General features: G+C 31.3%; 21 protein-coding genes. 2 read left to right on the forward strand and 19 right to left on the reverse strand.

The features are described from left to right. The first annotated feature begins 35 nt into the window (after window positions 1-35). Window positions 36-974, forward strand: coding sequence for an AEC family transporter (locus tag ABCM86_RS01415; protein WP_295676211.1), 939 nt, complete (start codon window positions 36-38; stop codon window positions 972-974). A 172-nt stretch (window positions 975-1,146) separates the two neighbouring features. Here the strand turns inward: ABCM86_RS01415 and secG are convergent, their stop codons facing one another. The 15 genes from secG to ABCM86_RS01490 form a co-directional block, all read right to left on the reverse strand. Beyond that, a complete protein-coding gene (gene secG, locus ABCM86_RS01420) occupies window positions 1,147-1,386 on the reverse strand; it encodes a preprotein translocase subunit SecG (protein WP_243269529.1) in 240 nt (79 codons plus the stop codon). Between the two features lie 148 nt (window positions 1,387-1,534). Continuing rightward, a complete protein-coding gene (locus ABCM86_RS01425; protein WP_295734602.1) occupies window positions 1,535-2,278 on the reverse strand; it encodes a metallophosphoesterase in 744 nt (247 codons plus the stop codon). Between the two features lie 247 nt (window positions 2,279-2,525). Continuing rightward, window positions 2,526-3,632 (reverse strand): ABC transporter permease, encoded by a 1,107-nt coding sequence (locus ABCM86_RS01430; protein WP_343003315.1) that lies wholly within the window; start codon window positions 3,630-3,632, stop codon window positions 2,526-2,528. After that, window positions 3,625-4,773, reverse strand: coding sequence for an ABC transporter permease (locus ABCM86_RS01435; protein WP_343003316.1), 1,149 nt, complete (start codon window positions 4,771-4,773; stop codon window positions 3,625-3,627). Before ABCM86_RS01435 ends, ABCM86_RS01430 begins: the two co-directional genes overlap by 8 nt. A gap of 12 nt (window positions 4,774-4,785) precedes the next feature. Further along, window positions 4,786-5,715, reverse strand: coding sequence for an ABC transporter ATP-binding protein (locus tag ABCM86_RS01440; protein WP_295734612.1), 930 nt, complete (start codon window positions 5,713-5,715; stop codon window positions 4,786-4,788). A gap of 13 nt (window positions 5,716-5,728) precedes the next feature. Continuing rightward, complete coding sequence (locus ABCM86_RS01445; protein WP_343003317.1) at window positions 5,729-7,588, reverse strand: FAD-dependent oxidoreductase; 1,860 nt, start codon at window positions 7,586-7,588, stop codon at window positions 5,729-5,731. Between the two features lie 196 nt (window positions 7,589-7,784). Next, on the reverse strand, window positions 7,785-8,411 hold the full coding sequence (locus tag ABCM86_RS01450) for a methyltransferase domain-containing protein (RefSeq protein ID WP_343003318.1): 627 nt from the start codon (window positions 8,409-8,411) through the stop codon (window positions 7,785-7,787). 303 nt (window positions 8,412-8,714) lie between these two features. Next, the gene (eno, locus tag ABCM86_RS01455) at window positions 8,715-10,007 is read right to left on the reverse strand and encodes a phosphopyruvate hydratase (protein WP_195929224.1); all 1,293 of its coding nucleotides are present in this window, start codon (window positions 10,005-10,007) and stop codon (window positions 8,715-8,717) included. A gap of 268 nt (window positions 10,008-10,275) precedes the next feature. Next, window positions 10,276-11,802 carry a 2,3-bisphosphoglycerate-independent phosphoglycerate mutase gene (gene gpmI, locus ABCM86_RS01460; RefSeq protein WP_343003319.1) on the reverse strand — a complete coding sequence of 509 codons (1,527 nt, stop codon included), beginning with the start codon at window positions 11,800-11,802 and terminating at the stop codon, window positions 10,276-10,278. A gap of 16 nt (window positions 11,803-11,818) precedes the next feature. Then, window positions 11,819-12,565 carry a triose-phosphate isomerase gene (gene tpiA, locus ABCM86_RS01465; RefSeq protein ID WP_295676687.1) on the reverse strand — a complete coding sequence of 249 codons (747 nt, stop codon included), beginning with the start codon at window positions 12,563-12,565 and terminating at the stop codon, window positions 11,819-11,821. 238 nt (window positions 12,566-12,803) lie between these two features. Beyond that, entirely contained in the window at window positions 12,804-14,000 is a 1,197-nt protein-coding gene (locus tag ABCM86_RS01470; protein WP_330593235.1) for a phosphoglycerate kinase, read from the reverse strand. Between the two features lie 247 nt (window positions 14,001-14,247). Next, on the reverse strand, window positions 14,248-15,255 hold the full coding sequence (gap, locus tag ABCM86_RS01475; protein ID WP_195929216.1) for a type I glyceraldehyde-3-phosphate dehydrogenase: 1,008 nt from the start codon (window positions 15,253-15,255) through the stop codon (window positions 14,248-14,250). A 108-nt stretch (window positions 15,256-15,363) separates the two neighbouring features. Next, window positions 15,364-16,395 carry a sugar-binding domain-containing protein gene (locus tag ABCM86_RS01480; protein ID WP_295733402.1) on the reverse strand — a complete coding sequence of 344 codons (1,032 nt, stop codon included), beginning with the start codon at window positions 16,393-16,395 and terminating at the stop codon, window positions 15,364-15,366. A gap of 706 nt (window positions 16,396-17,101) precedes the next feature. Next, on the reverse strand, window positions 17,102-18,559 hold the full coding sequence (locus ABCM86_RS01485; protein WP_343003320.1) for an MFS transporter: 1,458 nt from the start codon (window positions 18,557-18,559) through the stop codon (window positions 17,102-17,104). Between the two features lie 131 nt (window positions 18,560-18,690). Then, the gene (locus tag ABCM86_RS01490) at window positions 18,691-19,866 is read right to left on the reverse strand and encodes a M20 family metallopeptidase (protein WP_295733396.1); all 1,176 of its coding nucleotides are present in this window, start codon (window positions 19,864-19,866) and stop codon (window positions 18,691-18,693) included. A 231-nt stretch (window positions 19,867-20,097) separates the two neighbouring features. Here ABCM86_RS01490 and ABCM86_RS01495 point away from each other — a divergent pair, with 231 nt between their 5' ends. Further along, window positions 20,098-21,417 carry a hypothetical protein gene (locus ABCM86_RS01495; RefSeq protein ID WP_343003321.1) on the forward strand — a complete coding sequence of 440 codons (1,320 nt, stop codon included), beginning with the start codon at window positions 20,098-20,100 and terminating at the stop codon, window positions 21,415-21,417. Window positions 21,418-21,601: 184 nt separating this feature from the next. On the opposite strand, the gene ABCM86_RS01500 is transcribed toward ABCM86_RS01495, so the two are convergent. The 4 genes from ABCM86_RS01500 to ABCM86_RS01515 form a co-directional block, all read right to left on the reverse strand. After that, the gene (locus ABCM86_RS01500) at window positions 21,602-22,543 is read right to left on the reverse strand and encodes an Hsp33 family molecular chaperone HslO (protein ID WP_195929206.1); all 942 of its coding nucleotides are present in this window, start codon (window positions 22,541-22,543) and stop codon (window positions 21,602-21,604) included. Window positions 22,544-22,601: 58 nt separating this feature from the next. Next, window positions 22,602-23,348, reverse strand: coding sequence for a class I SAM-dependent methyltransferase (locus ABCM86_RS01505; RefSeq protein WP_195929204.1), 747 nt, complete (start codon window positions 23,346-23,348; stop codon window positions 22,602-22,604). Beyond that, window positions 23,335-23,625 (reverse strand): small, acid-soluble spore protein, alpha/beta type, encoded by a 291-nt coding sequence (locus tag ABCM86_RS01510; RefSeq protein WP_307993558.1) that lies wholly within the window; start codon window positions 23,623-23,625, stop codon window positions 23,335-23,337. The genes ABCM86_RS01505 and ABCM86_RS01510 overlap by 14 nt, the downstream gene beginning before the upstream one ends. Window positions 23,626-23,772: 147 nt before the next feature. Next, window positions 23,773-24,744: a bile acid:sodium symporter family protein gene (locus ABCM86_RS01515; RefSeq protein ID WP_195929202.1), complete on the reverse strand. Its 972-nt coding sequence runs from the start codon at window positions 24,742-24,744 to the stop codon at window positions 23,773-23,775. Between the last annotated feature and the right edge of the window lie 309 nt (window positions 24,745-25,053).

Raw genomic sequence — 25,053 nt, forward strand, 5'->3', positions numbered from 1 at the left:
TGACTTAGTCCTTTATTTTTAAAGGGGAGAATCTTATGGAAAACTTAATCTTATCTTTTAACGTTGTAGCTCCGTTGTTTTTGATGATGGTTCTTGGTTATTTTCTAAAATACATAAAAATCTTTGACCAACATACACTAGATGTTATGAATAAAGTCGTCTTTAAAGTATTTTTACCTGTGCTGCTTTTTTATAACGTATATACTACAGATTTGGAGACAGTATTTGACGGCAAACTTATTTTATTTGCTGCATCTGGCGTGATTATTTTATTCTTATTATTACTATTTTTTATCCCAAAAATCGAAAAAGAAAATCCAAAGCGTGGTGTTATGATTCAAGGGGTATTTCGTAGCAACTTCGTCATCTTTGGTATTCCTGTTGCAACCTCTGTCTATGGTGATGGAAATGTAGGTACTACAGCTATGTTGATTGCTGTTATTGTACCTCTATTTAACATGCTTGCAGTTATATCACTAGAGATGTTTAGAGATTCAGAAATAAACTTAAAACATATCCTTAAAGGAGTTATTACTAACCCTCTTATAATCGGTGCATTTGTGGGAATTGTCTTTCTTCTTATCGGCATAAAACTTCCATCTTGTATAATGGAAACTGTCGAGGATGTGTCAAAAATGGCAACTCCTCTAGGTCTAATTCTTCTTGGAGCATCATTTTCATTTTCTGATGTAAATAAATATCTAAAAGAAACAATATTTATCGTCATAACAAAATTATTAGTAGTTCCTGCAATTATGATTCCACTTAGTATTTATCTTGGAATTAGGGGGATTGCACTTCTTACTTTGACTATAATCTACGGTGCGCCAACAGGTGTATCGACTTTCCAAATGGCGAAACAAATGGACGGAGATAGCGATTTAGCAGCCCAAATAATAGTATTTACATCATTTTTCTGCATAATAACAATGTTTATGTGGATTTATATATTAAAAACTTTATCGCTTATATAAAATCTACTTACTTATATATAAATATATACATAACTTATATACATATTTTATATAACAAAAAAACTTATATAAATATACAAAAAAAGTCTTCTAGTTATCCTAGAAGACTTTTTATTTAAAAACTAAATTCAATCTTTAAATTTTATTAAATGATGGCCAATCATCTAATTCCCTATTTATTTAATACTACTAATGCTAATGCATTAAGGAAAAATAATACTGAGAATATTTTTGTTGATTTTAAAAGAAATGCTTGTTTTCCTTTTGGTTTAAAGTAAGCTTGTGCTTCAAAATCATCTCCTGCTCCACTGAAATCAGAAGAGAAATTCCCTTTTCCTTCTTGAGGCATTATAACTAATAGTAAAAGTACTGATAGTACTATTTGTACACCCATTAAAATATTATTAAGCATGAGTACCCTCCTATTATTACTGAATTTATTCAAATTTTAGTTTACCATATTAGTGCATTTATTACAAGAAAACGAGTGTTTTATTTGAGGAAAATTGGTATATATTTACCAATTTTTTAGCCACTTTTTTATAAATTTATAAGTAAATTTATTTTATTCTTATAATTTGTTCGTAAATTAAAATATCTTTATCGGTAATCATCTTGTTATCATGATAATGTCCAAAAATCCAATTTTTATAACTCAAACTTGTTTTTATTTCGTCTAAATAATCGGTAAGTTCATCTGTTTTGTATTCATCTTCTGCAATCATTCGTTGTATACTAGATGGACAGCAGTGTGTTATTACATAATCCACCCTCCAGTCGTGTTTTTCTAAATTTTCAACTCCATATCTATATTCATACTGACTCGGCATCTCGTCTTTCCACCAAGATACGTGGTTTATTCTGTATTTTGCGCCCTCTTTGTCCAACTTCTTTTTCTTTTGTTTAAAGTGAGGATCTTCTATATCTAATATTCCTGCTGGCATATCGTGGGTTTTGGCTCCTCCAAACGTAAAGATTTTTAGTCCATCTAAGTTAAAAATTTGCCCTCTCATTAGATGTATTATTGAGTCTTTTACATAGTGAACTTTTCCGCCACAAAACTCTTCTATAGGCAGATTGTAAAGCTCATCAAAGCACTCATGATTTCCATCTATAAATAATGTTGTAAACGGCTTTTGTGACAACCATTGTAGTTGATGTTCTTGTTCCTTTGATGGAGTCCAAAATCCAAAATCACCACAAACAATAACAAAATCATCCTTTGTCATGCTATTTTGCTCTGGAAAATTTTTCGTATTAAATCTTGCATAATCCCCGTGGCAATCTCCTGTAATATAAATCATGTTCTCCCTCCATTCCCTCTACTTCTGTTATAATTACTCCTTTTTAATTATTTATAATAAAGTTTTTATTTTATGTATTTATATGCTGTTATATAGAAATTGTTTAACTTTTCTCTTATTTTTTTATACTTTTTACAATTCCTTTTTTTAATTTCTAATATTCCTTTTTTACGTTCTACAATTCATTTTCTAATTTCTATAATCCTTTATTTACGTTTTACAATTTATTTTCCAATTCTATAATTCATTATTCATTATTCATTTTTAATTTAGCGAAACTTATCAAAAACAATCCCATAGAAAATATCATCATTGCCACTAAGTACATATTTATTTCACTTAAATTGTTATTTTGTTGAAGCGTTTCAATACATAAATAAACCCATCTAGTCGGCATAAGGTTTCCGACTTTTTGCAGACTTTTTTCCATAATATCAAAGTCCCAAAACACCCCACTAAGCATACAACATGGCACAACTATCAAAATATTTATTATGCTAGATGCGTATCTACTTTTAGTAAATGAAACAATACATAAGTTAAAACTTATCGCAATTAAATTAAAAACTGCCATAACGATTAAAAAATAACTGCTTTTTTCCATTCCATAATCTATGTTCAAAATTTTGCTGACAATATAATAAACACCTGTCGTCAACATAGTCATTATGTAAAAAATAAAAATCATAGCTATGTAGTACTTCCATTTATTAATTCCAGAACTCAATATTCTCATCTTTGTTTTGTTTTCTTCATCTTCTATCAAGAAACTAGCTATATTTCCTGCTACTATAAATATTGTAAAAATCATAAGTCCGAGGGTATTTTGTATTTTTGGTATATTTTGTTCTATTTTGTTTAAACTAAGGTTTGCCAGTTGGTCGTTATATTCTAAATTCATTTCTTTAAATTTATTTATGTTTTTCTCGCTTAAAGACGCCACCATGCTCAAATCTTCACATTTTAAATTTATTAATTGGCTTATCGAGCTTTCCACATCATTATGTTTAATAGATTTTATATTTATATCTTGTTCTTTAAAATTTAATAAATTAGCTTCAAAGCCCTTATCTATTATTACTGCTACTTCGATTTGCTGCGTTATCAAGAGAATATCGTAGTCTTTTTCTTTTACTTTGGTAGTTTCTATATCTTCAAGATTGTCTATACTTTTTATAATTTCATTTGAGGCGTATGATTTATCTTTGTCGACTATGCCCACTTTGTATTTATATTCTGTTCCAAATTCAAAACTGAAAAAAACTACTATAAATGCTGGCATAATTATCCCGATTAGTATGTAGCTTTTTTTCTTCATCAATAACTTTACTGTGTTTAATATTAGCTTAATCAACACTTCCACCTTCTTTCAGTTTCGATATTATATTTCCTAATATAATCATTAAAACAGATGCCCAGAGAGATATTACTATTGCCATTTTATAATAAGGTGTGTCTATGTTGTAGTTTAGTCCTAGAAGTGATATATTTACCCAATAATTAGGCATTAGCTGGCACAGAAAACTCGTTATTCTTGCTGATTTTACCAAACAAAGTGGTACATAAGAACCACCCAAAAACCCCATCACAATTATCAACATGTTACTAAATGTATAGGCAGTCTTTTGATCATCAAACACCATATACATAAATATTCCTAAGACAGAACTAAATATTATAAATGAAATCAAGACAAGTAAAATATATGTAGTATTTTCTCCCCAATCTACATCAAATAGCTTTGTTGAGCAAATGTATACGATTAAGATTTGCATAAGACCAATAATTATTCCAAGAGCAATTTTTGAGATAATTATATTTATTTTTTTAATATTTGATACTCTCAATCTAGTCATTGTGTGTAAAAATTTCTCCTTATACATTGAAATTGATGTAATTGTAGATATGTATAATATAATCAAAGTCAGCTCCACAAAGGTGTAATATGTAAATGAGTTGACCTCGTCATATCCTATTCCTTCTAACTTAATTTCTGTATTGCTTTTAGAACTTAGAATTTTTGAAACTTTAGTTGAATCAGTCTTTGCAATATAGTGGATAAATGTGTATTTTTTCATGTACTGCTCGTATAAATTTCTAAATACCTTGCTTTCGGTGCTTTCTTTATTTTCATTTCTAAAATAATCTATATCATCACCATCAATATTTATAAAGCAAATAGCCTCATTCTTATTTACAAGTTGTGTAATTTTCTCAATATTATTACTCTGCACAAATTTTATATCACTAGTCTTTTGAAATTCTGTAATAAAATCATAAAAAACTTGCACATTGTTGTTTTTCCCACCGTCGTTTTCTATATTGTAATATATAGTTTTTCCAGAAAATATATTCTTGTCCATGCTCATAAGACCGTTTAGTGACTTTCCCATCACAAATATAAGAATGACTGGAAATATGAGCATTGTAATTACATCAGTTTTATTTCTAAAAAATTGTATTATTTCCTTTTTTATTAAAGTTAATAAAATCAACTCTATCCCCCTCTAATCTCTTAATTTCTTTCCAGTCAAATCTAAAAATACAGTTTCTAAAGTCGGCAATTCGTCTTTTATACTTTCGATTACCCCACCATTATTAAAAATTGTATTTACGAGTTTTTGAAGTATATTTATATCTTTGTTATAATTGCACTTTATCTCATTTCCATTTACATCTACACTATATATCCCCTTGATTTTTTTTATATGATTTTCAATTCCTTCTATTTCATTTTTAAGCATTATTGTGTAAATGTTGTACTTGAGTAAATTCAATTTAATGTCGCCTGTTGTTCCTTGTGCAATTATTTTTCCTTTATCGATTATGCATATCTCGTCACAAAGTTCTTCTACTTCCTCCATATAATGTGATGTATAAATTATGCTCGCCCCATTTTTGTTTAATTGTTTTACTGATTCCAAAATGTGATTTCTGGATTGTGGATCTATTCCGACTGTCGGTTCATCCATTATGATAAGCTCTGGGGTGTGAGCTATTGCACAGGCAAGGTGCAATCTTCTTAACATCCCTCCAGAAAACTCCGACGCCTTTTTATCTTTATACTCACTAAGTCCTGTAAATTCTAATGCATGTTTTACCCTTGTTTTTAATTCTTTTCCTTTAAATGAATATAGTGAGCAGAAAAACGACACGTTTTCATAAGCTGTGAAACTAGGATAAATTGCGATATCTTGTGTTATTATTCCCAAGTGTTTTTTATACTTATTTATATTTGTCTGGTTTTCATCAAATACTATTTTTCCACTGTCCTTTTTTTCAATTCCTGCAATCATCTTGATTAATGTACTTTTTCCTGCTCCATTTGGACCCAAAAGCCCATATATTTCTCCTTGTTTTATAGAGAAACTAATTCCTTTTACTGCCTCTACATGGTTATATGATTTGTATAAATTCTCTACCTGGAGAATATACATCAGACCTCCTCCTTTACTTTTTAACCAAGTTACTGTTGATTTCTTTTATACTTACTGATTCTGCAAATTTATTTCTTATACATACTTCTTCACAAGATACATTTTCACAGTTAGTGCAAGGATTTGTATCAAATTGATTTAATAACTTTCTTGCACCATAAAAGTTCCCGACAGATAACCTTCTATTTATATCTCTTATTGGAATATTGTTTTTACATGATTTTTGGCATCTAGGATTCATACAATATTGGCACTTCATTGCTAATTTTCCAATTTTGTCTTCATTTTTATCAGAACTTAATTTTAAGTTTTTTCCTGTGTACGGTTTTTTCACCATTGTTACATAATCGACTTTGATGTATTTCGCTTCATATTCTTGCATATTGCACTCTCTCAAAATAAGATTTGCTACACTTATCCCAGATACAGTTACAGCCGGTGTTCCTGTTCCCATAACTGTTGATTCGCCACAGTTATAAAGCCCTTCTATTTCGCCTTTAGTCTTTAAACGTTTTAACATATGTTGACCTAGCTGTTGTTTTGGACCTGCAACTGCTCCCTTTTCTTTCATAACAAGTCTTTGTAGAGTTGCAGGTGTGCTTAGTTCTACATGACATAGTGCATCTTTAAATCCTGGGAATCTCTTTTCTATTAAATCTAATATTCTGTTCTTTTCTTCTTGTTTTTGTTTAAAATATGCTTCGGTGTGATAATCTCCTTTTGGATTTATCCATTCTTTGAAAGTTGGTCCTATTGCAATTACAGTTTGGTATCCTTTTGGACAAAGTGTGTAGTCGTCTTTTCCCAATATATAAAGCGTTACTTCGCCTTCATCTATTTTTTCTGTATCTCCTATAAGCATCTCGATTGGTAGTGTATCTTCTGGGATTACGTCTTCTTTTACTAATGTGAATAATACTAATGATGGATATGTCGGGATAAGTGAATTTGCCCATTCTCTTCCCTTTTTACATAAATTTTTGTCTATTAAGTTGTTGTATAAGTTCCACACATTACCTGAATTAACTACTCTGTCACATTTTATAATACTTCCGTCGTCTAGCTTTACTCCAGATACCTTATCGTTTTCTATTAGTATTTTTTTGACTTGCTTGTTATAAATCATATCGCCGTTATTTTCTTCAATTACTTTTTCCAGCTTACCAACTAGATTTAATGTTGAACCTGCTGGGTAATAACTTCCTCCAATATGGTTGTCGACAAACATAACAGCCGCAAGTATGGCAGGTGTTTCTTTTACATTTGTATAACAATATGTAGATGTTAATTTATTAAAAAAATCGAATACTTCTTTGGACTTGAAGTATTTTTTCAATATATGCTCTGTGTTTTTATTCATATATCCTAAAAATTTCAAATATGCTTTTGGAGCACTTTTCAACTGCATTAACCCCTGCTCCTTTGTGACTACATCTGGTGTTGTGAATGTCGGTTGGTTTGCTATAACTTTTAAATATAAATCTGTTGAGTCGTGATAAAACTTTTTAAATCCTTCCTTCTCATCTGGAAAAATCTCTCCCAATTGCTCTACAAATTTATCTATATCTTCATAAAATATTATTTTGTGTCCGTTAAAATGAATTGCATATAAACTATCGTGTTTTAAAATATCTATCGGTTCTTCTAATGAATTAAATACAAATCTATGTGGATTAAACCCTATTTCTCCAAATCCATAAATCATAGCTGATCCTTGCTCAAAAATAACGTCATCTCGTTTAAATATTCCACAAGAACCTCCTGGCTTAAATTGTGCCTCTACTACAGTAACCTTAAAGCCCTTCTTTGCTAAAAGTGCAGCCCCTGTAAGACCTGAAATTCCTGCTCCGATAAAAACAACTTCTTTTTTCATAAATATCAATCTCCTTATATTATCTATTTTTCATGTATTATTAATATCTATGAATTGAGATTTCTCACTATTACAACGTGAAATAAAAATTCACTACGTTCATGGTGCTAATGTTCTCCACTAAATTTATAATATTTAATCTCCTTAAAATAAAAAGAGATGACTGAAATTTTACATCAATTTCGGCCATCTCTTTTTATTTTAATTTTTTCCCCACAACAGTATATATAAATTTACCTAGTTTTTTATTTTCTACTACATCAAATCCATTTTTCATCATTAAGTTTGAAATTCCATTTTTATTTGCTGCATGGCAATCACCACTATTTATTAACTTAAATATAATATGGTTATAAATCCATCCTCCGATACCTCCTACCCCTGTATCAGAAAGTATATATATTCCACCAGGTTTTAATACGCGGTATACCTCTTGCATAGCTTTATCTGAATCAGGATAGTGATGAAAACTTTGGATGCATGTCACAACATCAAAATAATTATCTTCATATGGCAACTCATCAGATCTTCCTTTTACAAGTGTTGTACCTCGAATATTTTTTGCTCTTGCTTGTTTTAACATTCCCTCTGATAAATCTAGTCCATGGTATTCTGCCTCTTTTTTATCAGATAATAGGTTGAGAAGATATCCTGTTCCACACCCAACATCTAATAATTTATTATAATTTATATCTTTTAAATACTTGACAGTATCATTACAACTAACCTTTGCAGGACCAGAATAATACATACTATTGTTTTCATCATATACTTCTGCTTGACCATCAAAATGCTGTTCTGATAACTTTATGTAATCTTTCATGATATACCCCCTTCAAATATTTAATTCTAAAATTATTCTTCTTTAATTCTAATTTTAGCACACTTTAAAGGTTAATGAATATCATTTTCATTATCTTTTTAAAAAATATATCTAAATACTATAAAAAAATTCGCTTTGCTCATGGCGCCAACGACTTCGTCCGTTGCTTAAAATTCACTTCGCTCATAAGCGGGCGGCTTCGTCCATTGCTTTAAAAAAAACCTAGGTGGAAGTTTCCACCTAGGCTTTTAAGGATTTATACTATTATTCATAAAATTTGTTTGTTTGCTAATTAATTTATAATTATTTGTTTAAGTTGTAGAAAGATTTTAATCCACAGTATCTAGCTTGAGCACCAACTGTTTCTTCTATTCTTAATAATTGGTTGTATTTAGCAACTCTATCAGTTCTTGATGGAGCACCAGTTTTTATTTGACCAGCGTTTACAGCTACAGCTAAGTCAGCTATAGTAGTATCTTCTGTTTCACCAGATCTGTGAGATATTACTGCAGTGTATCCAGCTCTTTTAGCCATTTCTATAGCATCTAAAGTTTCAGTTATAGTACCTATTTGGTTAACTTTTATTAATATAGAGTTAGCAACACCAGCTTCTATACCTCTTTCTAATCTTTCAGTGTTTGTAACGAATAAGTCGTCACCAACTAATTGAACTTTTTTACCTAATCTTTCAGTAAGAACTTTCCATCCATCCCAGTCTTCTTCATCTAAACCATCTTCTATAGTTATTATTGGGAAGTTAGTAGTCCAATCTTCGTATAAGTCTACCATTTCAGCAGCAGTTAATTCTTTTCCTTCTCCAGCTAAAACGTATTTTTTAGTTTCTTCGTTGTACATTTCTGATGCAGCAACGTCTAATCCTAACATAACGTCTTTTCCTGGTTCGTATCCAGCAGCTTTTATAGCTTCAACTATTAATTCTAAAGCTTCTCTGTTTGATCCTAAGTTTGGAGCGAATCCACCTTCATCACCTACACCACAAGCTAATCCTTTTTCTCCAAGAACTTTTTTAAGTGCGTGGAATACTTCTGCACCCATTCTTAAACCTTCTTTGAAGCAAGGAGCTCCAACTGGTAATATCATGAATTCTTGAACGTCAACGTTGTTATCAGCATGTTCTCCACCGTTTAATATGTTCATCATTGGAACTGGTAATTGTTTAGCGTTAACTCCACCTATGTATTGGAATAATGGTAATCCTAACTCATCAGCAGATGCTCTAGCTACAGCCATAGAAACACCTAATATAGCATTCGCCCCTAATTTACCTTTATTTGGTGTTCCGTCTAATTCTAATAATAATGCATCTATTCCTGGTTGATCAGTTGATTCTAATCCTTCTAATTCTGGTGCTATTATAGTGTTAACGTTGTTAACAGCGTTTTGAGTACCTTTTCCTAAGTATCTACCTTTGTCACCGTCTCTTAATTCAACAGCTTCGAAAGCTCCTGTAGATGCTCCAGATGGAACTATAGCTCTACCTTCTGCACCTGATTCTAATACAACCTCAACTTCTACAGTTGGGTTACCTCTTGAGTCTAATACTTCTCTTGCGTATACTGATTCTATTACTGACATAATTTTCTCCTTCCAAATCTCCACTAATCAAGTTAGTTTTAAAATCATAAATTTATTTTCAAACGGATTGATGGATAAGTTTGCAAATTATCTATGTATTTTAATTATATTTATTATTTTCTTTAATTTTAATTGTCTCGATTAGCTTTCCTTTTTATACTTTTGTTAAATTTATAATTATTATTTATATAAATTGGCTTTTTTAGTAGGATGGCTGAGTACTAGCAGCCACCCTAATTTTAAATATAAAAAATTTATATTTAGATTGCTATTTTATTAATGAGTGACCAGTCATTTCTTCTGGCTGTTCTAATCCCATCATATCTAATATTGTTGGAGCTATATCTGATAGTCTACCATCAGATAATAACTCTTTTCCTACGTAATCTTTACCAGCTACTATAAATGGTACTGGGTTTACTGAATGTGATGTTATAACTTTTCCTGTTGTAGGATCTAACATTAATTCAGCATTTCCGTGGTCAGCAGTTATTATAACGCTTCCACCAATTTCTACTATTCTATCTACTAATTTGCCAACGCAATTATCTACTGTTTCAACAGCTTTAACAGCTGCTTCCATTACACCTGTATGTCCAACCATATCTGGATTAGCAAAGTTAACAACTATGAAGTCGTATTTGTCTTCGTTTATTTTTTCCATAACTTTTGCTTCTAGCTCTGGTGCAGACATTTCTGGTTGTAAGTCATATGTTGCAACCTTTGGTGAAGGTATTAATTCTCTATCTTCTCCTTTGTTTGGTTCTTCAACACCACCGTTGAAGAAGAAAGTAACGTGAGCATATTTTTCAGTCTCAGCAGCTCTTAATTGAGTTTTCCCTAATTTTGATAAATATTCCCCTAATGTATTACTTAATGATTGTGGTCCAAATGCTATTTGAACATTTGGTAAAGTAACATCATATTCTGTTAAGCAAACAAAGAATGTATTTACGTCTACTCTTTCAAATCCATTGAATTCTTTATCAACTATGCATCTAGATATTTCTCTAGCTCTATCTGGTCTAAAGTTGAAGAATATTACTGAATCACCTTCAGATATTTTTCCTACTGGTTGACCATCTTTAACTATTACAGTTGGAATGATAAATTCGTCTGTTGCACCTTTTTTATAAGATTCTTCAACAGCTTCAGATGCAGAAGTAGCAGTTTCACCTTCGCCACAAACCATAGCTCTGTATGCTTTTTCTACTCTTTCCCATCTCTTATCTCTATCCATTGCATAATATCTACCGTTTATAGTAGCGAACTGTCCTACACCCATTTCAGCCATATAAGCTTCAATTTCTTTAACGTAGTTTATACCACTTTGTGGGTCAGTATCTCTACCATCTGTAAATGCATGTACGTATACTTTTTCTACACCTTGTTCTTTAGCCATTTTGATTAAAGCTTTAAGGTGATCTATATGTGAATGAACTCCACCGTCAGATAATAATCCCATTATATGAACAGCATGTTCTTTTCCATTTTCCATAGCTTTTACTAAGACTTCGTTTGTGAAGAAATCTCCGTCTTGTATAGATTTTGTTATTCTAGTTAAATCTTGATATACAATTCTACCTGCTCCTATATTTGTATGGCCAACTTCTGAGTTACCCATTTGTCCATCAGGAAGACCAACATCAAGACCGCTTGCTTTTATTAATGTTGTTGGATAAGTTTTTTCGATTCTGTCTAAGTTAGGAGTTTTTGCTTCTTTAACAGCATTTCCTATTGTATTATTACTCTCTCCAAAACCATCCATGATTATTAATGCTACTGGCTTTTTCATTTATATAATTTCACTCCTATTTAAAATTTACAAGAGCAACATAATCATCAGCTTTAAGTGATGCTCCACCAACTAAAGCTCCATCTATGTCGCTTTGCCCCATTATTTCTGCTACATTAGCTGGCTTAACACTTCCTCCGTATTGAATTCTAACTTCGTTAGCTAAATCCCCGTAAACTGAAGCGATAACTTCTCTTATGTATGATATAACATCATTAGCTTGTTCTGCAGTTGCAGTTTTTCCAGTTCCTATAGCCCAGATCGGCTCATACGCTACAACAACTTTTGCTAAATCTTCTTTAGTTACATCTTTTAATCCAGCTAATATTTGAGTTTTTACGTGATCTTTAGTAACTCCAGCTTCCCTTTGTTCTAAAGTCTCACCACAGCATAAAATTGGATTTATACCTACTTGTAATGCTTTTAATACTTTTTTGTTAACTGTTTCGTTAGTTTCTCCAAAATATTCTCTTCTTTCAGAGTGACCTATAATAACATAGTCCATTCCTATTTCTTGTAACATTTCAGCAGAAACTTCTCCTGTGAATGCTCCTGATGTTTCGTAGTGCATGTTTTGAGCCCCAACTTTTATCTTAGTACCTTTAGTAGCTTCTTTAAGGTCTTTTAGTTGTAAAAATGGTGCACATATTACTGCTTCAACATCATCTCTATCAGCTCTAGTTCCGACTTCTTTAACAAACTCTAGAGCTTCTTTTATGTTTTTGTTCATTTTCCAGTTTCCAGCAATTATTGGTTTTCTCATTCAAATTTCCTCCTTTTGAACATGTAGAATACCTTTTTATTTTAAACTATATTGTAAAAAATCGCTATAATTTACACTGTTTATATACACAATCCAAAATATGCCAATTTTCCCTATATGTCAACATTTCTTAGATATCGTCTTTATAATCAGATATAGTTTAATTTTAAGTTATTCCTTAGACTTTATATTATTATTTTTCCCATTATTTATTTAAATTTTTATATTTAAATACTTCTTATTTATCGTCTAATGCAACTATTCCTGGTAATTCTTTCCCTTCTAAGAATTCAAGTGAAGCTCCACCACCTGTAGAAACGTGAGTCATTTTGTCTCCGAATCCTAATTGGTTAACAGCAGCCGCACTATCTCCACCACCTATTACAGTAGTTGCATCTTCTAAATCAGCCATAGCTTTTGCTATTGCTAAAGTTCCCCCTGCAAATGCTTCAAATTCAAATACTCCCATTGGCCCGTTCCAAACGATTGTTTTTGAATTTTTAACAACATCTACGAATTTTTCTACTGATTTTGGTCCTATATCTAAACCTAAATATCCCTCTGGTATATTTTGATCTTCTGTTACTAATACTTCTGCATCTGCAGCAAATTTGTTAGCAGCTTTAGAATCTACTGGTAAGTATAATTTAACACCTTTTTCTTCAGCTTTTGCTAGCATTTCTTTTGCATAGTCAACTTTATCAGCTTCTAATAAAGAGTTTCCTATTTCATATCCTTGAGCTTTTAAGAATGTATAAGCCATTCCTCCACCTATTATTAAGTTATCAACTTTTTCTAATAATTGATTTATAACAGCTATTTTGTCAGAAACTTTTGATCCACCTAATATAGCAGTGAAAGGTCTAACTGGATTAGATACTGCTTCACCTAAGAATTTTAATTCTTTTTGGATTAAGTATCCGCAAGCTCTTTCTTGTAAGAATTGTCCAGCTCCAACAGTTGAGCAGTGAGCTCTATGTGCAGTACCGAATGCATCGTTAACGAATACGTCAGCTAAAGAAGCTAATTCTTTAGAGTAGTTTTCTTCGTTTTTAGTTTCTTCTTTTCTATATCTAGTATTTTGTAATAAGACAACATCTCCGTCTTTCATATCTGCAACTGCTGATTTTGCGTTTTCCCCTACAACGTTATCATCTGCAGCAAATACTACTTCTTGTCCTAACATTTCTGATAATCTTTTTGCAACTGGTGCTAATGATAATTCTGGTTTTGGTTCTCCTTTTGGTTTCCCTAAGTGAGAGCATAATATAACTTTTGCACCTTTTTCTATTAAGTATTTTATAGTTGGTAATGCACCTACTAATCTGTTTTCGTCAGTTATTACTCCGTTTTGTAGAGGTACGTTGAAGTCACATCTTACTAATACCCTTTTCCCAGTAACGTTTATATCTTCTATTGTTTTTTTGTTTAACATTGACATAATTAAACTCCTTTCAAAGTAAACACTTTCCTTTTTTTAATATATCATATATTTATAAAAATTTGTATTTATTTATTATTCATTCCGATTTGCTTTTTTTATTCCCCAATGTACCATTCCCTAATCTAAATGATAATCTCTCTTGAGTAGTTTTATTTTTATGTTAAATTTATTTATTGTGCCTTATCCTAAAAAAGTCCGGAGCTGTAGAAGATACTACAAACCCGGACCTTATCCTAAATTATTTTGCTAAGTTTGCAAAATATCCTAAAGTTCTTATTAATTGAGATGTATAAGACATTTCGTTGTCGTACCAAGATACAACTTTAACTAATTGTTTTCCGTCAACTTCCATAACTCTTGTTTGAGTTGCATCGAATAATGAACCGAAGCTCATTCCTACTATATCAGAAGATACTAAGTATTCTTCAGTGTATCCGAATGATTCGTTAGCAGCTTCTTTCATTGCAGCGTTAACTTCTTCTATAGTTACGTTATTTTTTAATGTACAAACTAATTCAGTTAAAGAACCAGTTACAACTGGAACTCTTTGAGCAGCTCCGTCTAATTTACCTTTTAATTCTGGTATAACTAAACCTATAGCTTTTGCAGCACCTGTAGTGTTAGGAACTATGTTTCCTGCAGCAGCTCTAGCTCTTCTTAAATCTCCTTTTGGATGAGGACCATCTAAAGTATTTTGGTCGTTAGTGTAAGCATGTATAGTAGTCATTAAACCTTTTTCTATACCGAATTTGTCATTTAAAGCTTTAGCCATTGGTGCTAAACAGTTAGTTGTACAAGAAGCCCCTGATATAACTGTTTCTGTACCATCTAATATTTCGTTATTTACGTTGTAAACTATTGTTTTAACGTCACCAGTTGCTGGTGCAGATATAACAACTTTTTTAGCTCCTGCTTTTATGTGAGCTTCAGCTTTTTCTTGAGAAGTGAAGAATCCAGTACACTCTAATACTATGTCTACCCCTAATTCAGCCCATGGTAAGTTTTCTGGATTTCTTTCAGCAGTAACTTTTATTTCTTGTCCGTTAACTACGAAAGCACCTTCTTTAACTTCTATTTCACCGTTGAATCTACCTTGAGCAGTATCATATTTGAATAAGTGAGCTAACATTTTTGCATCTGTTAAGTCATTTATTGCTACTACTTCAAATTTGTCAGTTTGTTCCATTAATTTTCTTAATGCTAATCTTCCTATTCTACCAAAACCATTGATTGCTACTTTAACCATTATGATTTAACCTCCTAAAAATAAAACCTATTTTTATATTATATTTTAATATCTATTTTACTAATTTATTTATCAGTATATGCTGATATCATTAGTTATTGACTAAATTTATTGACTTTTAATTAATTCAATAAGTTTTTCTCCACTATGCTCGTCAGTTACTAAAACTAAGTTCTTGTTAATTTTAGAAATCGCTAGAAAAGCTTCTATCTTTTTAGATCCTGCAAATACTGCGATTACCTCTCTCGCTTGTTGAACACTTTCTAAATCAATACCAATTGTATTTAATCTGTATACAATCTCACCTGATTTATTAAAGTAATATCCGAAAGACTCGCATACAGCACCTTTATCTAGTATTTCTTGTGCTACCTCTTTTGATAAGTTTCGCCTTAATATCATTTCGTCAGCTCTACCAACACCAAACACAACTATGTCTGATTTTGAGACTAAATCTAAAGTCTTTTTGATTTCTGGCTCTTGAGCTAACATCATCATTGACTCTTTTCCTAACTTATCAGGTAAATTAAGCAATGCATATTGTGAGTGTAATTTCTTGCTTATATCTGCCGCTATATTATTTGACTGTATCTCTACATTTAAGCCTACACTTCCTCTAGCAGGTGCTATAGTTACGTTTTCAAATTTCTTATCGTGTTTTAGTCCTTTTGAAAACTCTGCCATCGTAGTTCCACCTGTAATTGAAACAATGTCGTGGTCGTGTAATATATGTGTAAAATGTGATGCGGCTGATCTTCCTACATCGATTAAAACACTTTTGTTTTTTTCATAATCGCCAGGCACAAGTATTACCTTTTTTATTCCTAATAATTGAGTTAATCTATCTTCTAGTGTAGATAATCCCATAACTTCATTCATAGTTTCTTTTAAGCCTTCTAAAAGCTTTATTCCTTCTTCTGTTATGTTCATACCTGATGTTTCAACATTGATAAGACCTTGTTCTCTTAGAACTTCTGTTTCTGAACGAACAATTCTTTCACTCAACCCTAACACATTTGCCAAACTTCTTCTTCCGATAGTTTCGTTTAAATATATCTCTCTAAGTATTGAGTATCGTCTTGTCATTATGTCAAGCACTTGTGGAATTAATTTTTGTTGCATTTTTAATAAATTGTTCATAAGTTTTATACCTCATTCTTTACGCTGGGACTTTTTAAGTCCTATGTATCCATTTGCGTCCCACAAGATAATTTTATTTTACCTTAGATGCAAATATTTTTCAATACGTTTTCATAATTTTTTATTTTTTTAACTCAGATTATAGTTTTTATTTTATATTTTAATAAAAACCTTGATTTCCCAGCCTTTTCACTTAGAAAACAAAGTTCCGTCTTCGCTTGATACTAATATCTCTATCATTATTTTTATTTTTTTTGTTGTTTAGTATATTTATTTATGATTTTATTTAAATATTTTCTCTATTGATTTTATTTATAAATTAGTTATTTTGTAAATCTTCGTTTTTTATTGTATCCTTAACCAACTTTTTTATTCTAAGTTACAAAGTCCCCTCTTTACCACTTTTATAACTTATATTTTTCAAGCAATTTATATTTTTATTTATCTGAGTTTATAAGCAAGCTTTTAATTTACTCCCACTTTTTTATTTTTCCCGCTCAACTCTTTTTCATTATCTTATATTTTTATCTTTTCTTTAAATTTTGATGATGATTTTTTACTTGCTATTATCACACCAATAAATATTTTGTTTCCTTTTAAAATAATATATTCTAATTTATTATACATAAAAAAAAAGGAATGTCCTATACTGTAATACTACAGATATAAAACATCCCTTATTTTTTATATTATTTAAGGCTTTATATTAAGCACATTTTTCTTCAGTTTTTTCTACTTGTTGTTTTTTGTCAGACATTTGTGGTCTTACAAATAATACAACTACTATAAGTCCTACTATTCCTACTATTCCAGCAACCCAATATACTGCATTAACACCTTTTTGTATTAATTCTACATTTGTTGGGTCAGCTGCTGTATTCATGTTGTAAGCTACTGCGAATACTGTTGCTGCAACTGTTCCTGAAAGTGAGTTGAAGAAGTTTACGAATGATGTACCAACACCTATATCTTTTGGCTCAAGCATAGATTGAGCTGCTGGTGTTATAGATACTGAACGGAAACTTTCTGCAATTCCTGTAAATGTAAGAGCTACGAAGTATATCATTATTGGTGTAGTTGGAGAAGTGAATCCCATAACTAACATTGGTATACCTGCTAAAGCAGTTGCTCCTACCATAGCTTTCCACATGTTTGAAGTTTTCTTTCCAACCCATGTTCCTGCTATTATTGGTACTATTATAGTAAGTAAAGTACGAGGCATTTGTAAAGAACCAGCTATACTTGCTGATTTACCCATTACTTGCATTGCTCCTATTGGTGCATAAACGTTCATTGCATTTTGATAGAAGTAACTAGCAAATCCTACTACTAAAAGCATTGTATAGTTTTTGTTTTTGAATAATGCAAGAGGTATTATTGGTTCCTCTGCTTTTTCTTCTATTTTTATAAGCGCTACAAGTGCAACTATTCCTAATATGAATCCACCTATTATAGCTGGATTAGTCCATCCTATTGATGATCCGAAGTTTAAAGATAATAATATCGCACAAAGTGTAACAACTAATGCTATTATTCCTGGAATGTCTATTGTAACTTTTCCTTCACGTTTTTGGTTTGGCATGTTTAATCCGATTAATACTATACCAAGGATTAGAGGTAAAGCTGGCATAAGTATTGCTACTGTAAGCATATTCATATCAGTAAGTATACCTGCTATTATACTTCCTCCAAAACCACCAACTGCTATAGCAGCTGCTAACATACCCATTGCTTTTGGTACATCTTTTCTTTCGTTTATTAATCCCATTATTATATAAGGTGCAGCTGTGAAAGCCCCTTGTGCAAGACTTATTAATAAACGTAAAGCCATAAGTGGTACTAATGAGCGCACAAATGCAAATGCAACCCCACATATTATACATATGATACCTGGTATAACTACTATATTTCTACGTCCTATTAAGTCACCAAGCTTTCCTCCGATTGGTGTCATTATAGATACTCCTAATGCCGCAAAAATAGAGAATAAACCTACGTATCCCATTGCGTTTACACTTTCTAATATTGGTGAAGTTAATGTTGAAAATACAAGACCGTACATAGCTACAGAAAGCATCATACATATACATCCGATTTGTACAAGATTTTTCTTAGCTTTTGGTAGCGGTATTGCTACTGTCTGTTGCGTTCGTTCGTTAGACATAATCTAAATCTCCTTTAATTCTTTTCCGTTTTTTTTATTTAAAAATAATTTTTATTTTCTTTTTTAATTTACCGTTTTCACGTTCTAAATTTATCGTTTTCACGATATGTAATAAATTTTTATCCCATTTATTATTTATTGTTTTTTAACCATTGTGTTGCACAATGAGCTAAACAAGAAGATCCTATTGGACATACATCTTCATTGAATCTTACTTTTGGATTATGTGCTGGAGCTATACCTCTTTCATCTAAGAATCCTGCCGATAAATACATGAATGTGCTTGGTACTTTCTCTGCTATAACAGCGAAGTCTTCAGATGCACTAGCTGATATTCCTGGGTATCCTGTAAGTCCTGGTATACCTATCTCTTCCATGTATCCTACGAATTCATCAGTAAGAGCTGGATTACAGATTAGTGGTGGTACTTCTGAAAGCATTTCTACTTTTGCACTTCCTCCATAAACAGCTGCAACACTTTCTGCAACTTCTTTCATTCTACGAACAAGTAATTCTCTTGCTTCTGGTTTGTTAGTACGTATAGTTCCTTCAAGTACTGCAGTTTCTGGTATTATGTTACCTACTGTTCCTGCATGGAATTTACCTACTGTTAATACACAAGAATGTGTTGGGTCACTTTCTCTTGCTATTAATTCTTGTAATGCAAGATGTACATGTACACCAATATTTATTGGATCTATACCTGCATGAGGATAAGCCCCATGTGAACCCTTTCCTGTTAGCGTGATTTTAAAACCATCTACAGAATACATCATTGTATCTTTGTTATTGTACATATATAGACCAACTGGCATTTGCCCTGTTGATACATGGTATGCAAGCGCTGCATCTACTGGTGGGTTTTGTAATATACCATTTTCGATCATGTTTTTGCTACCTTCGAATGTTTCTTCTGCTGGTTGGAACATTAATTTTACTGTTCCTTCTAGAGCATCTTCATTTTCTTTTATCATTTTAGCTGCTGTAAGTAACATAGCTGCATGGAAGTCATGTCCGCAAGTGTGTGCAGTTTTGCCTGTTGGGCATGCAAACTCTTCTCCACTTTCTTCTGCCATTGGAAGTGCGTCCATATCAGCACGTAATAATAATACTTTTCCGCCTTTTCCAATAGTAGCTGTTACACCATATCCACAATCTTGAGCATCTATCCCACACGCTCTTAATTGTTCCATAACATATGCTTTAGTTTTAGGAAGATCTAATCCCGCTTCAGCATTTGTATGCATATAACGACGATGTGCAACCGTTTCTTCTGCTAATTCTTTTGCTCTGTTATAATAATTCATAACCTTTGTTCTCCTTTTACGGAATATTTTTTGAAGTATTTTCTATATTTATAGAATATATATGGAATACTTTCTTAATAATAATATATCAATATTTGTTCCATTTGTCAAATAATTCTGCTTTGTTATTATACATTTATGTATTTTTTTAACAAACACTTCCCTTTTGGAATATTTACATTGATTTATAAAATGCTTTTTGATAATATAATTGCTAGAGGTGAATAAAAAATGAACACAAATATTGTAGTTATTACGAGTCATTTTCTCCAGGCTCATCTAGAAGAGATGTTCTCAAAATTAGACTTGGATTGCAATATCAATGTCGTAGCTTATGACAGTATTGATAAAATACACAAAGTCTATGACCAGTATGCTGCTTGTACTGATGGTTTTATCGTAAGCAGTTCTGCTGCAAAAGCTATTCTTGAGATGGTAGATCATGAAATAAAACGTCCTATCATTTCTTTTGAAATAGATTCGACGGGAGTATATCGCTCAATTTTAAATTTGCTTCTACGAAATCGGAACTTAAATATGAATAGGGTTATCTTGGACTTTATGATTCCACTTGAAATTGGCGTTACGGCTAATGATTATTTAAATTTAATGGATTCAGATTATGAACAATATCCTATTGATATTTGGAGCAAAAATTTAAGTAAAGATAGTATAAAAACACTAGAAACCCAAATTGTAAATGAAATTTTAAGGCTATGGAATATGGATGCCATAGATATAGTTTTATGCCAATACAGTAATATTGTACCGATTTTAGAAAAGCACAATATCCCTTATGAGTATGCAATAGAAACGCCAGTTTTTCTTGAAAATGTAGTTAAAAAATTTATGTATCTTATCTCATTAGATCATATGCATGAAAACCTACCTGTGATGATTAATGTTGCAGCTTCTGATAATACTTTAAACACAGATAAAAATATTGAGTTAATCACAAAACATATAAACGACTTTTTATCCTCTAACATGATAAATAGTGCAATGCATAAAAATAACGCTTCAGCTTGTGCAGTTATAACTGTAGATAATTTACACCAAATTACAAATAATGAGCAAAATTGTAATTTAAGCGTTTATTTAGATAAACATCTAGATTTTGAAGTATCAATTGGTTATGGGATAGGACTTAACTTAGACATGGCAATTAAAAATTCACATACCGCACGCAGGGAGGCATTATTATCAGGAAAAAGCTTTATATTTACTGAAAAGGGCAACCTTATTGGACCACTAAATTCAAAAGCGTGTATGGTTATTGAAAATCATGCAATTTATGATATTGGGAAAATAGCTAAGAACAGTAGTCTGTCAGCTGTTACAATAAAAAGAATCATAAGCATTTTAAAACTTACCAATTCAAATATGGTAACAACTCAAGATTTATCGTCCCATCTAAAAAGTACAGTAAGAAATGCAAACCGTATACTTAAAAATTTAGAAAAAGGTGGTTATGCAAAAATCACTTGTACCCAAACTAGCAATATTAAGGGGCGACCAACAAAAGTATATGAATTAAATTTCCATATTTAATCTTGATTTATAACAATGGTTAAGTTGGCATTTATTTTTTATACTCTAATAAATATCAACTTAACCATTGTTATACGAAAAAGGAGTATATAAAGTAGAAAATTTTATCTATTTTATATACTCCTTTTTATTTTTATACAGTTATGTTTATGTGAATATTTATTCTACATATCTTTTAAATTTATTATTTTATATCGTTTAAAAGGTTAACTAATTCTTCTTCTGTAAAGTTATATTTGTTGTTACAGAAATGACAAGTTACTTCTGCTTTTTTATCTTCATCTATTATAGCTTGAAGTTCTTTTTCTCCTATTGATTGAAGAACTTTTCCTGTTCTTTCTTTTGAACAGTTACATTCAAATCCAACTTCACATACATCTAGTATTTTTGGTTCTAAGTCTTTAAGTACCATTTCTACTATGTCTTCTGGTTTATTTCCAGCTTTTAATAAAGTTGTTATAGATGGTATATCTTTTATGTTGTTTTCTAATTGAGCTATAGTTTCTTCGCTAGCAAATGGCATTAATTGTACTATAAATCCACCAGCTTGTTCAACGTCGAATTCTCTACATGCTACTATTTCTTCTGAACCATCTTCTTTAGTTATTTTTCTTTCAACTTCCATATTTCTAGTTAAAACACCTAGTGAAACTACTGAAGGAGTTTGTTCTGATAATGCAAAGTAATGTGTGAAGTCTTCTGCTATTTCTCCACTTACTAATGGATAAGATCCTATATAAGGTTCTTTTAATCCTAAGTCTTTTATTACTTGAACGTATCCATCTGTTCCTACAGCACCTGCTACGTTTAATTTACCATTTGGATAGTTTTCAACTTGTACATCTGGGTTTTGAACATATCCACGAACCATACCTTTTGCATCAGAAGTTGCAAGTATAGTTCCTATTGGTCCGCCACCTTTGATTATTACAGTTAATTCGTCTTTTTCATTTTTCATCATAAGACCCATCATGCTAGTTGCAGTTAATGTTCTTCCTAATGCTGCTGTTGCTACTTTTGTTGTATTGTGGTTTATTCTAGCTTGTTCAACCATTTCTCTAGTGTTACCAACATAAGCTCTTATTTCACCATTTCCACTTGTAGCTTTTATTACGTAATCTTTCATTGTATTCCTCCATTAATTATCTAAAATTTGCCCATACTTAGTTATTATAAGCATAATATTATTTTCTGCATACGAAAAATACTCTTTCACAATCTTCTTCAGGTTGTTCAAAAGTAAAATCTCCATAAACCTTAACATCAGAAAAACCTGCTTCTTCAAGCATATCTAGGATTTCCTCTTCTGTGTAAGCTCTTTGTAAATGTCTTTCTTCGTGTTTGTCATATTTTCCATCTTCGTCTGCAACAAAAAATGTTAATTCCATCTCAACTAAGTTTTGTTCATCATCGAAGTAGTTTTGCCACATATATGATACACCATCTCTGTTTTCTCCGTACATATTATCTCCTAATACTGTAGATAATTTGTAGAATGAGCTGATGTCAAAAATAAATATACCTTCTTGTTTTAGTAGTTCATATGTTTTAGAAAATACATTCATTAAATCTTCGTCGTAAGTTATATAATTAAATCCATCGCAAGCGCATAAAACACAATCTAAATTTGTAACATCGAAATCAAGTTCTGCTATATCTTGTTCTAGTAAAACTAAATCTATACCTTGTTTTTCACCTTTACTTCTTGCTACGTTAAGCATTTCGTCAGAAATATCTATACCTGCTATATCGTAGTTTTTCTTAGCTAGTGGTATTGTTATATTACCAGTTCCACAAGCTAATTCCAAGATGTTTTTTACTTCTGCATTTTCGTTTTTAATTATTTGTTCTATATAGTTTACCCAACCATCATAATCAACATCGTCCATAAGTTCATCATAGACGAATGCAAAATCTCTATACTGATCCATCCTCGCTATCGTTCCCCTTGTTTTCTTCTTCTTGTTTTTTTAGTTTTTTCTTGCGGGCTGTAAGCATTCCGCCAATTTTACCTGCTTCTTTTGCAGTAAGGCCTGCCCAGCCTCTTTCGCTTACTTTGTCGATTAATCCTAATTCTGATGCTATCTCATATTTCATTATATCATTGTCTGTCAATGGTTTATCTTTCTTGCTGCTATTTTTTTTAGTTTTCTCACATTTATATATTAATTCAGCGCTTAATTGCGTATTAGTTTTTTTATTTTCCATATTTAACACTCCTTCTATATTTAGGAGTATTGCCATATTAAAGCCTTTTATACATAAATTCATAAAAATAAGATGACTTCTAAATCGATAAAAGCCATCTTATATAAAAAATATCTCACTTAAATTTTCCTATTATAATTCCGAATCTTAGCTTACACTTTCTCGATTACTTGATTGTGTTTCATCATCTTTCATCTTAGAAAATATACTCGCTATTATTGCCCCCGATATATTATGCCATACACTGAATATTGCCCCTGGTACTGTTGCCATTGCTAAATTTGGAAAAGCTGTCGTCGCTAAACTTGATGCAAGACCTGAGTTTTGCATTCCAACTTCTATAGCTATCGTTTTTCTTTGACTTAAATTTAATCCTAACATCTTAGCTATTGTGTAACCAAGTGCATATCCCCCACAGTTGTGTAGTATAACTACTGCAAATACTACTAATCCTGTTGTAAGTATTTTTGCTGAGTTTGCTGATACAACTGCTGCAACTATCATTACTATAGCTGTAACTGATATTAATGGAAGTACCTTTTTTACGTTTGAAGTAAATTTGTAGAATAATTTGTTAACTATAAATCCAAGACCTATTGGTACTATAACAACTTGTATTATTGAGAAAAACATACTAAATGCATCTATATCTACAGTTGTTCTTAATAATAAATATGTTATTGCTGGTGTTAATATTGGTGCTAGTATTGTTGAAACGCTAGTCATTCCAACAGATAATGCTACGTCTCCTTGTGCTAAGAAACTCATTACATTAGAAGATGTTCCCCCTGGGCATGTACCAACTAATACTAAACCTACTAATAATGCGTCGTCTATTTTAAATAATTTCCCCAATACAAATGCTAATAACGGCATTATTGTAAATTGTGATAAGCATCCTATGATAACATTTTTAGGTTGTTTAAATACTATTACAAAGTCATCTGGTTTTATCGTAAGCCCCATACCAAACATAACCACCATTAATAAGTAATTTACCCAAGATGTCTTAACCCATGATAATGAAGTAGGTACAAATAGCGCCATTGCAGCTATAACTAATACTATAATTGCCATATACTTTCCTACAAAGTCGCTTATTTTTTCTAATGTTTTCATTGTTTATTCCCCCTTTTTAAATATATATAATCAAAATATCCCCGATTTTGATTCCCCTGATAAAGAATATCTACCTTTGTCTTAAGCTCCCCCAAGCTAAAAACATTATGAGGTAATATTTTCCTTGTTCAAGTATTACATAATACTAATACTTTTGTCATATGATGTCAAGGTATTTTAGAGAAATTTATGAAAAAACTGAAAATTTTTATTCTTCGTAAAAAACTATATGTTTTTTTATATGATGAATTATCATATTAAGTGCAACACTTAAAAATGGATAAAAAAATAGCTCATAAGTTTATGTTC

This window comes from Clostridium sp. 2218st1_F5_2218SCRN_220325, assembly GCF_039062665.1.
Classification (GTDB): Bacteria; Bacillota; Clostridia; order Peptostreptococcales; family Peptostreptococcaceae; genus Intestinibacter.

Bases quoted from the DNA above. Each gene is read 5' to 3' on its own strand.
- ABCM86_RS01470 (WP_330593235.1), bottom strand. From the start codon at position 14,000: ATGTTAAACAAAAAAACAATAGAAGATATAAACGTTACTGGGAAAAGG.
- ABCM86_RS01510 (WP_307993558.1), bottom strand. From the start codon at position 23,625: ATGGAAAATAAAAAAACTAATACGCAATTAAGCGCTGAATTAATATAT.
- ABCM86_RS01500 (WP_195929206.1), bottom strand. From the start codon at position 22,543: ATGAAAGATTACGTAATAAAAGCTACAAGTGGAAATGGTGAAATAAGA.
- ABCM86_RS01415 (WP_295676211.1), top strand. From the start codon at position 36: ATGGAAAACTTAATCTTATCTTTTAACGTTGTAGCTCCGTTGTTTTTG.
- secG (WP_243269529.1), bottom strand. From the start codon at position 1,386: ATGCTTAATAATATTTTAATGGGTGTACAAATAGTACTATCAGTACTT.
- ABCM86_RS01425 (WP_295734602.1), bottom strand. From the start codon at position 2,278: ATGATTTATATTACAGGAGATTGCCACGGGGATTATGCAAGATTTAAT.
- ABCM86_RS01505 (WP_195929204.1), bottom strand. From the start codon at position 23,348: ATGGATCAGTATAGAGATTTTGCATTCGTCTATGATGAACTTATGGAC.
- ABCM86_RS01490 (WP_295733396.1), bottom strand. From the start codon at position 19,866: ATGAATTATTATAACAGAGCAAAAGAATTAGCAGAAGAAACGGTTGCA.
- ABCM86_RS01440 (WP_295734612.1), bottom strand. From the start codon at position 5,715: ATGTATATTCTCCAGGTAGAGAATTTATACAAATCATATAACCATGTA.
- gap (WP_195929216.1), bottom strand. From the start codon at position 15,255: ATGGTTAAAGTAGCAATCAATGGTTTTGGTAGAATAGGAAGATTAGCA.
- eno (WP_195929224.1), bottom strand. From the start codon at position 10,007: ATGTCAGTAATAGAATCAGTATACGCAAGAGAAGTATTAGACTCAAGA.
- gpmI (WP_343003319.1), bottom strand. From the start codon at position 11,802: ATGAAAAAGCCAGTAGCATTAATAATCATGGATGGTTTTGGAGAGAGT.
- ABCM86_RS01515 (WP_195929202.1), bottom strand. From the start codon at position 24,744: ATGAAAACATTAGAAAAAATAAGCGACTTTGTAGGAAAGTATATGGCA.
- tpiA (WP_295676687.1), bottom strand. From the start codon at position 12,565: ATGAGAAAACCAATAATTGCTGGAAACTGGAAAATGAACAAAAACATA.
- ABCM86_RS01495 (WP_343003321.1), top strand. From the start codon at position 20,098: ATGAACACAAATATTGTAGTTATTACGAGTCATTTTCTCCAGGCTCAT.
- ABCM86_RS01445 (WP_343003317.1), bottom strand. From the start codon at position 7,588: ATGAAAAAAGAAGTTGTTTTTATCGGAGCAGGAATTTCAGGTCTTACA.
- ABCM86_RS01450 (WP_343003318.1), bottom strand. From the start codon at position 8,411: ATGAAAGATTACATAAAGTTATCAGAACAGCATTTTGATGGTCAAGCA.
- ABCM86_RS01485 (WP_343003320.1), bottom strand. From the start codon at position 18,559: ATGTCTAACGAACGAACGCAACAGACAGTAGCAATACCGCTACCAAAA.
- ABCM86_RS01480 (WP_295733402.1), bottom strand. From the start codon at position 16,395: ATGAACAATTTATTAAAAATGCAACAAAAATTAATTCCACAAGTGCTT.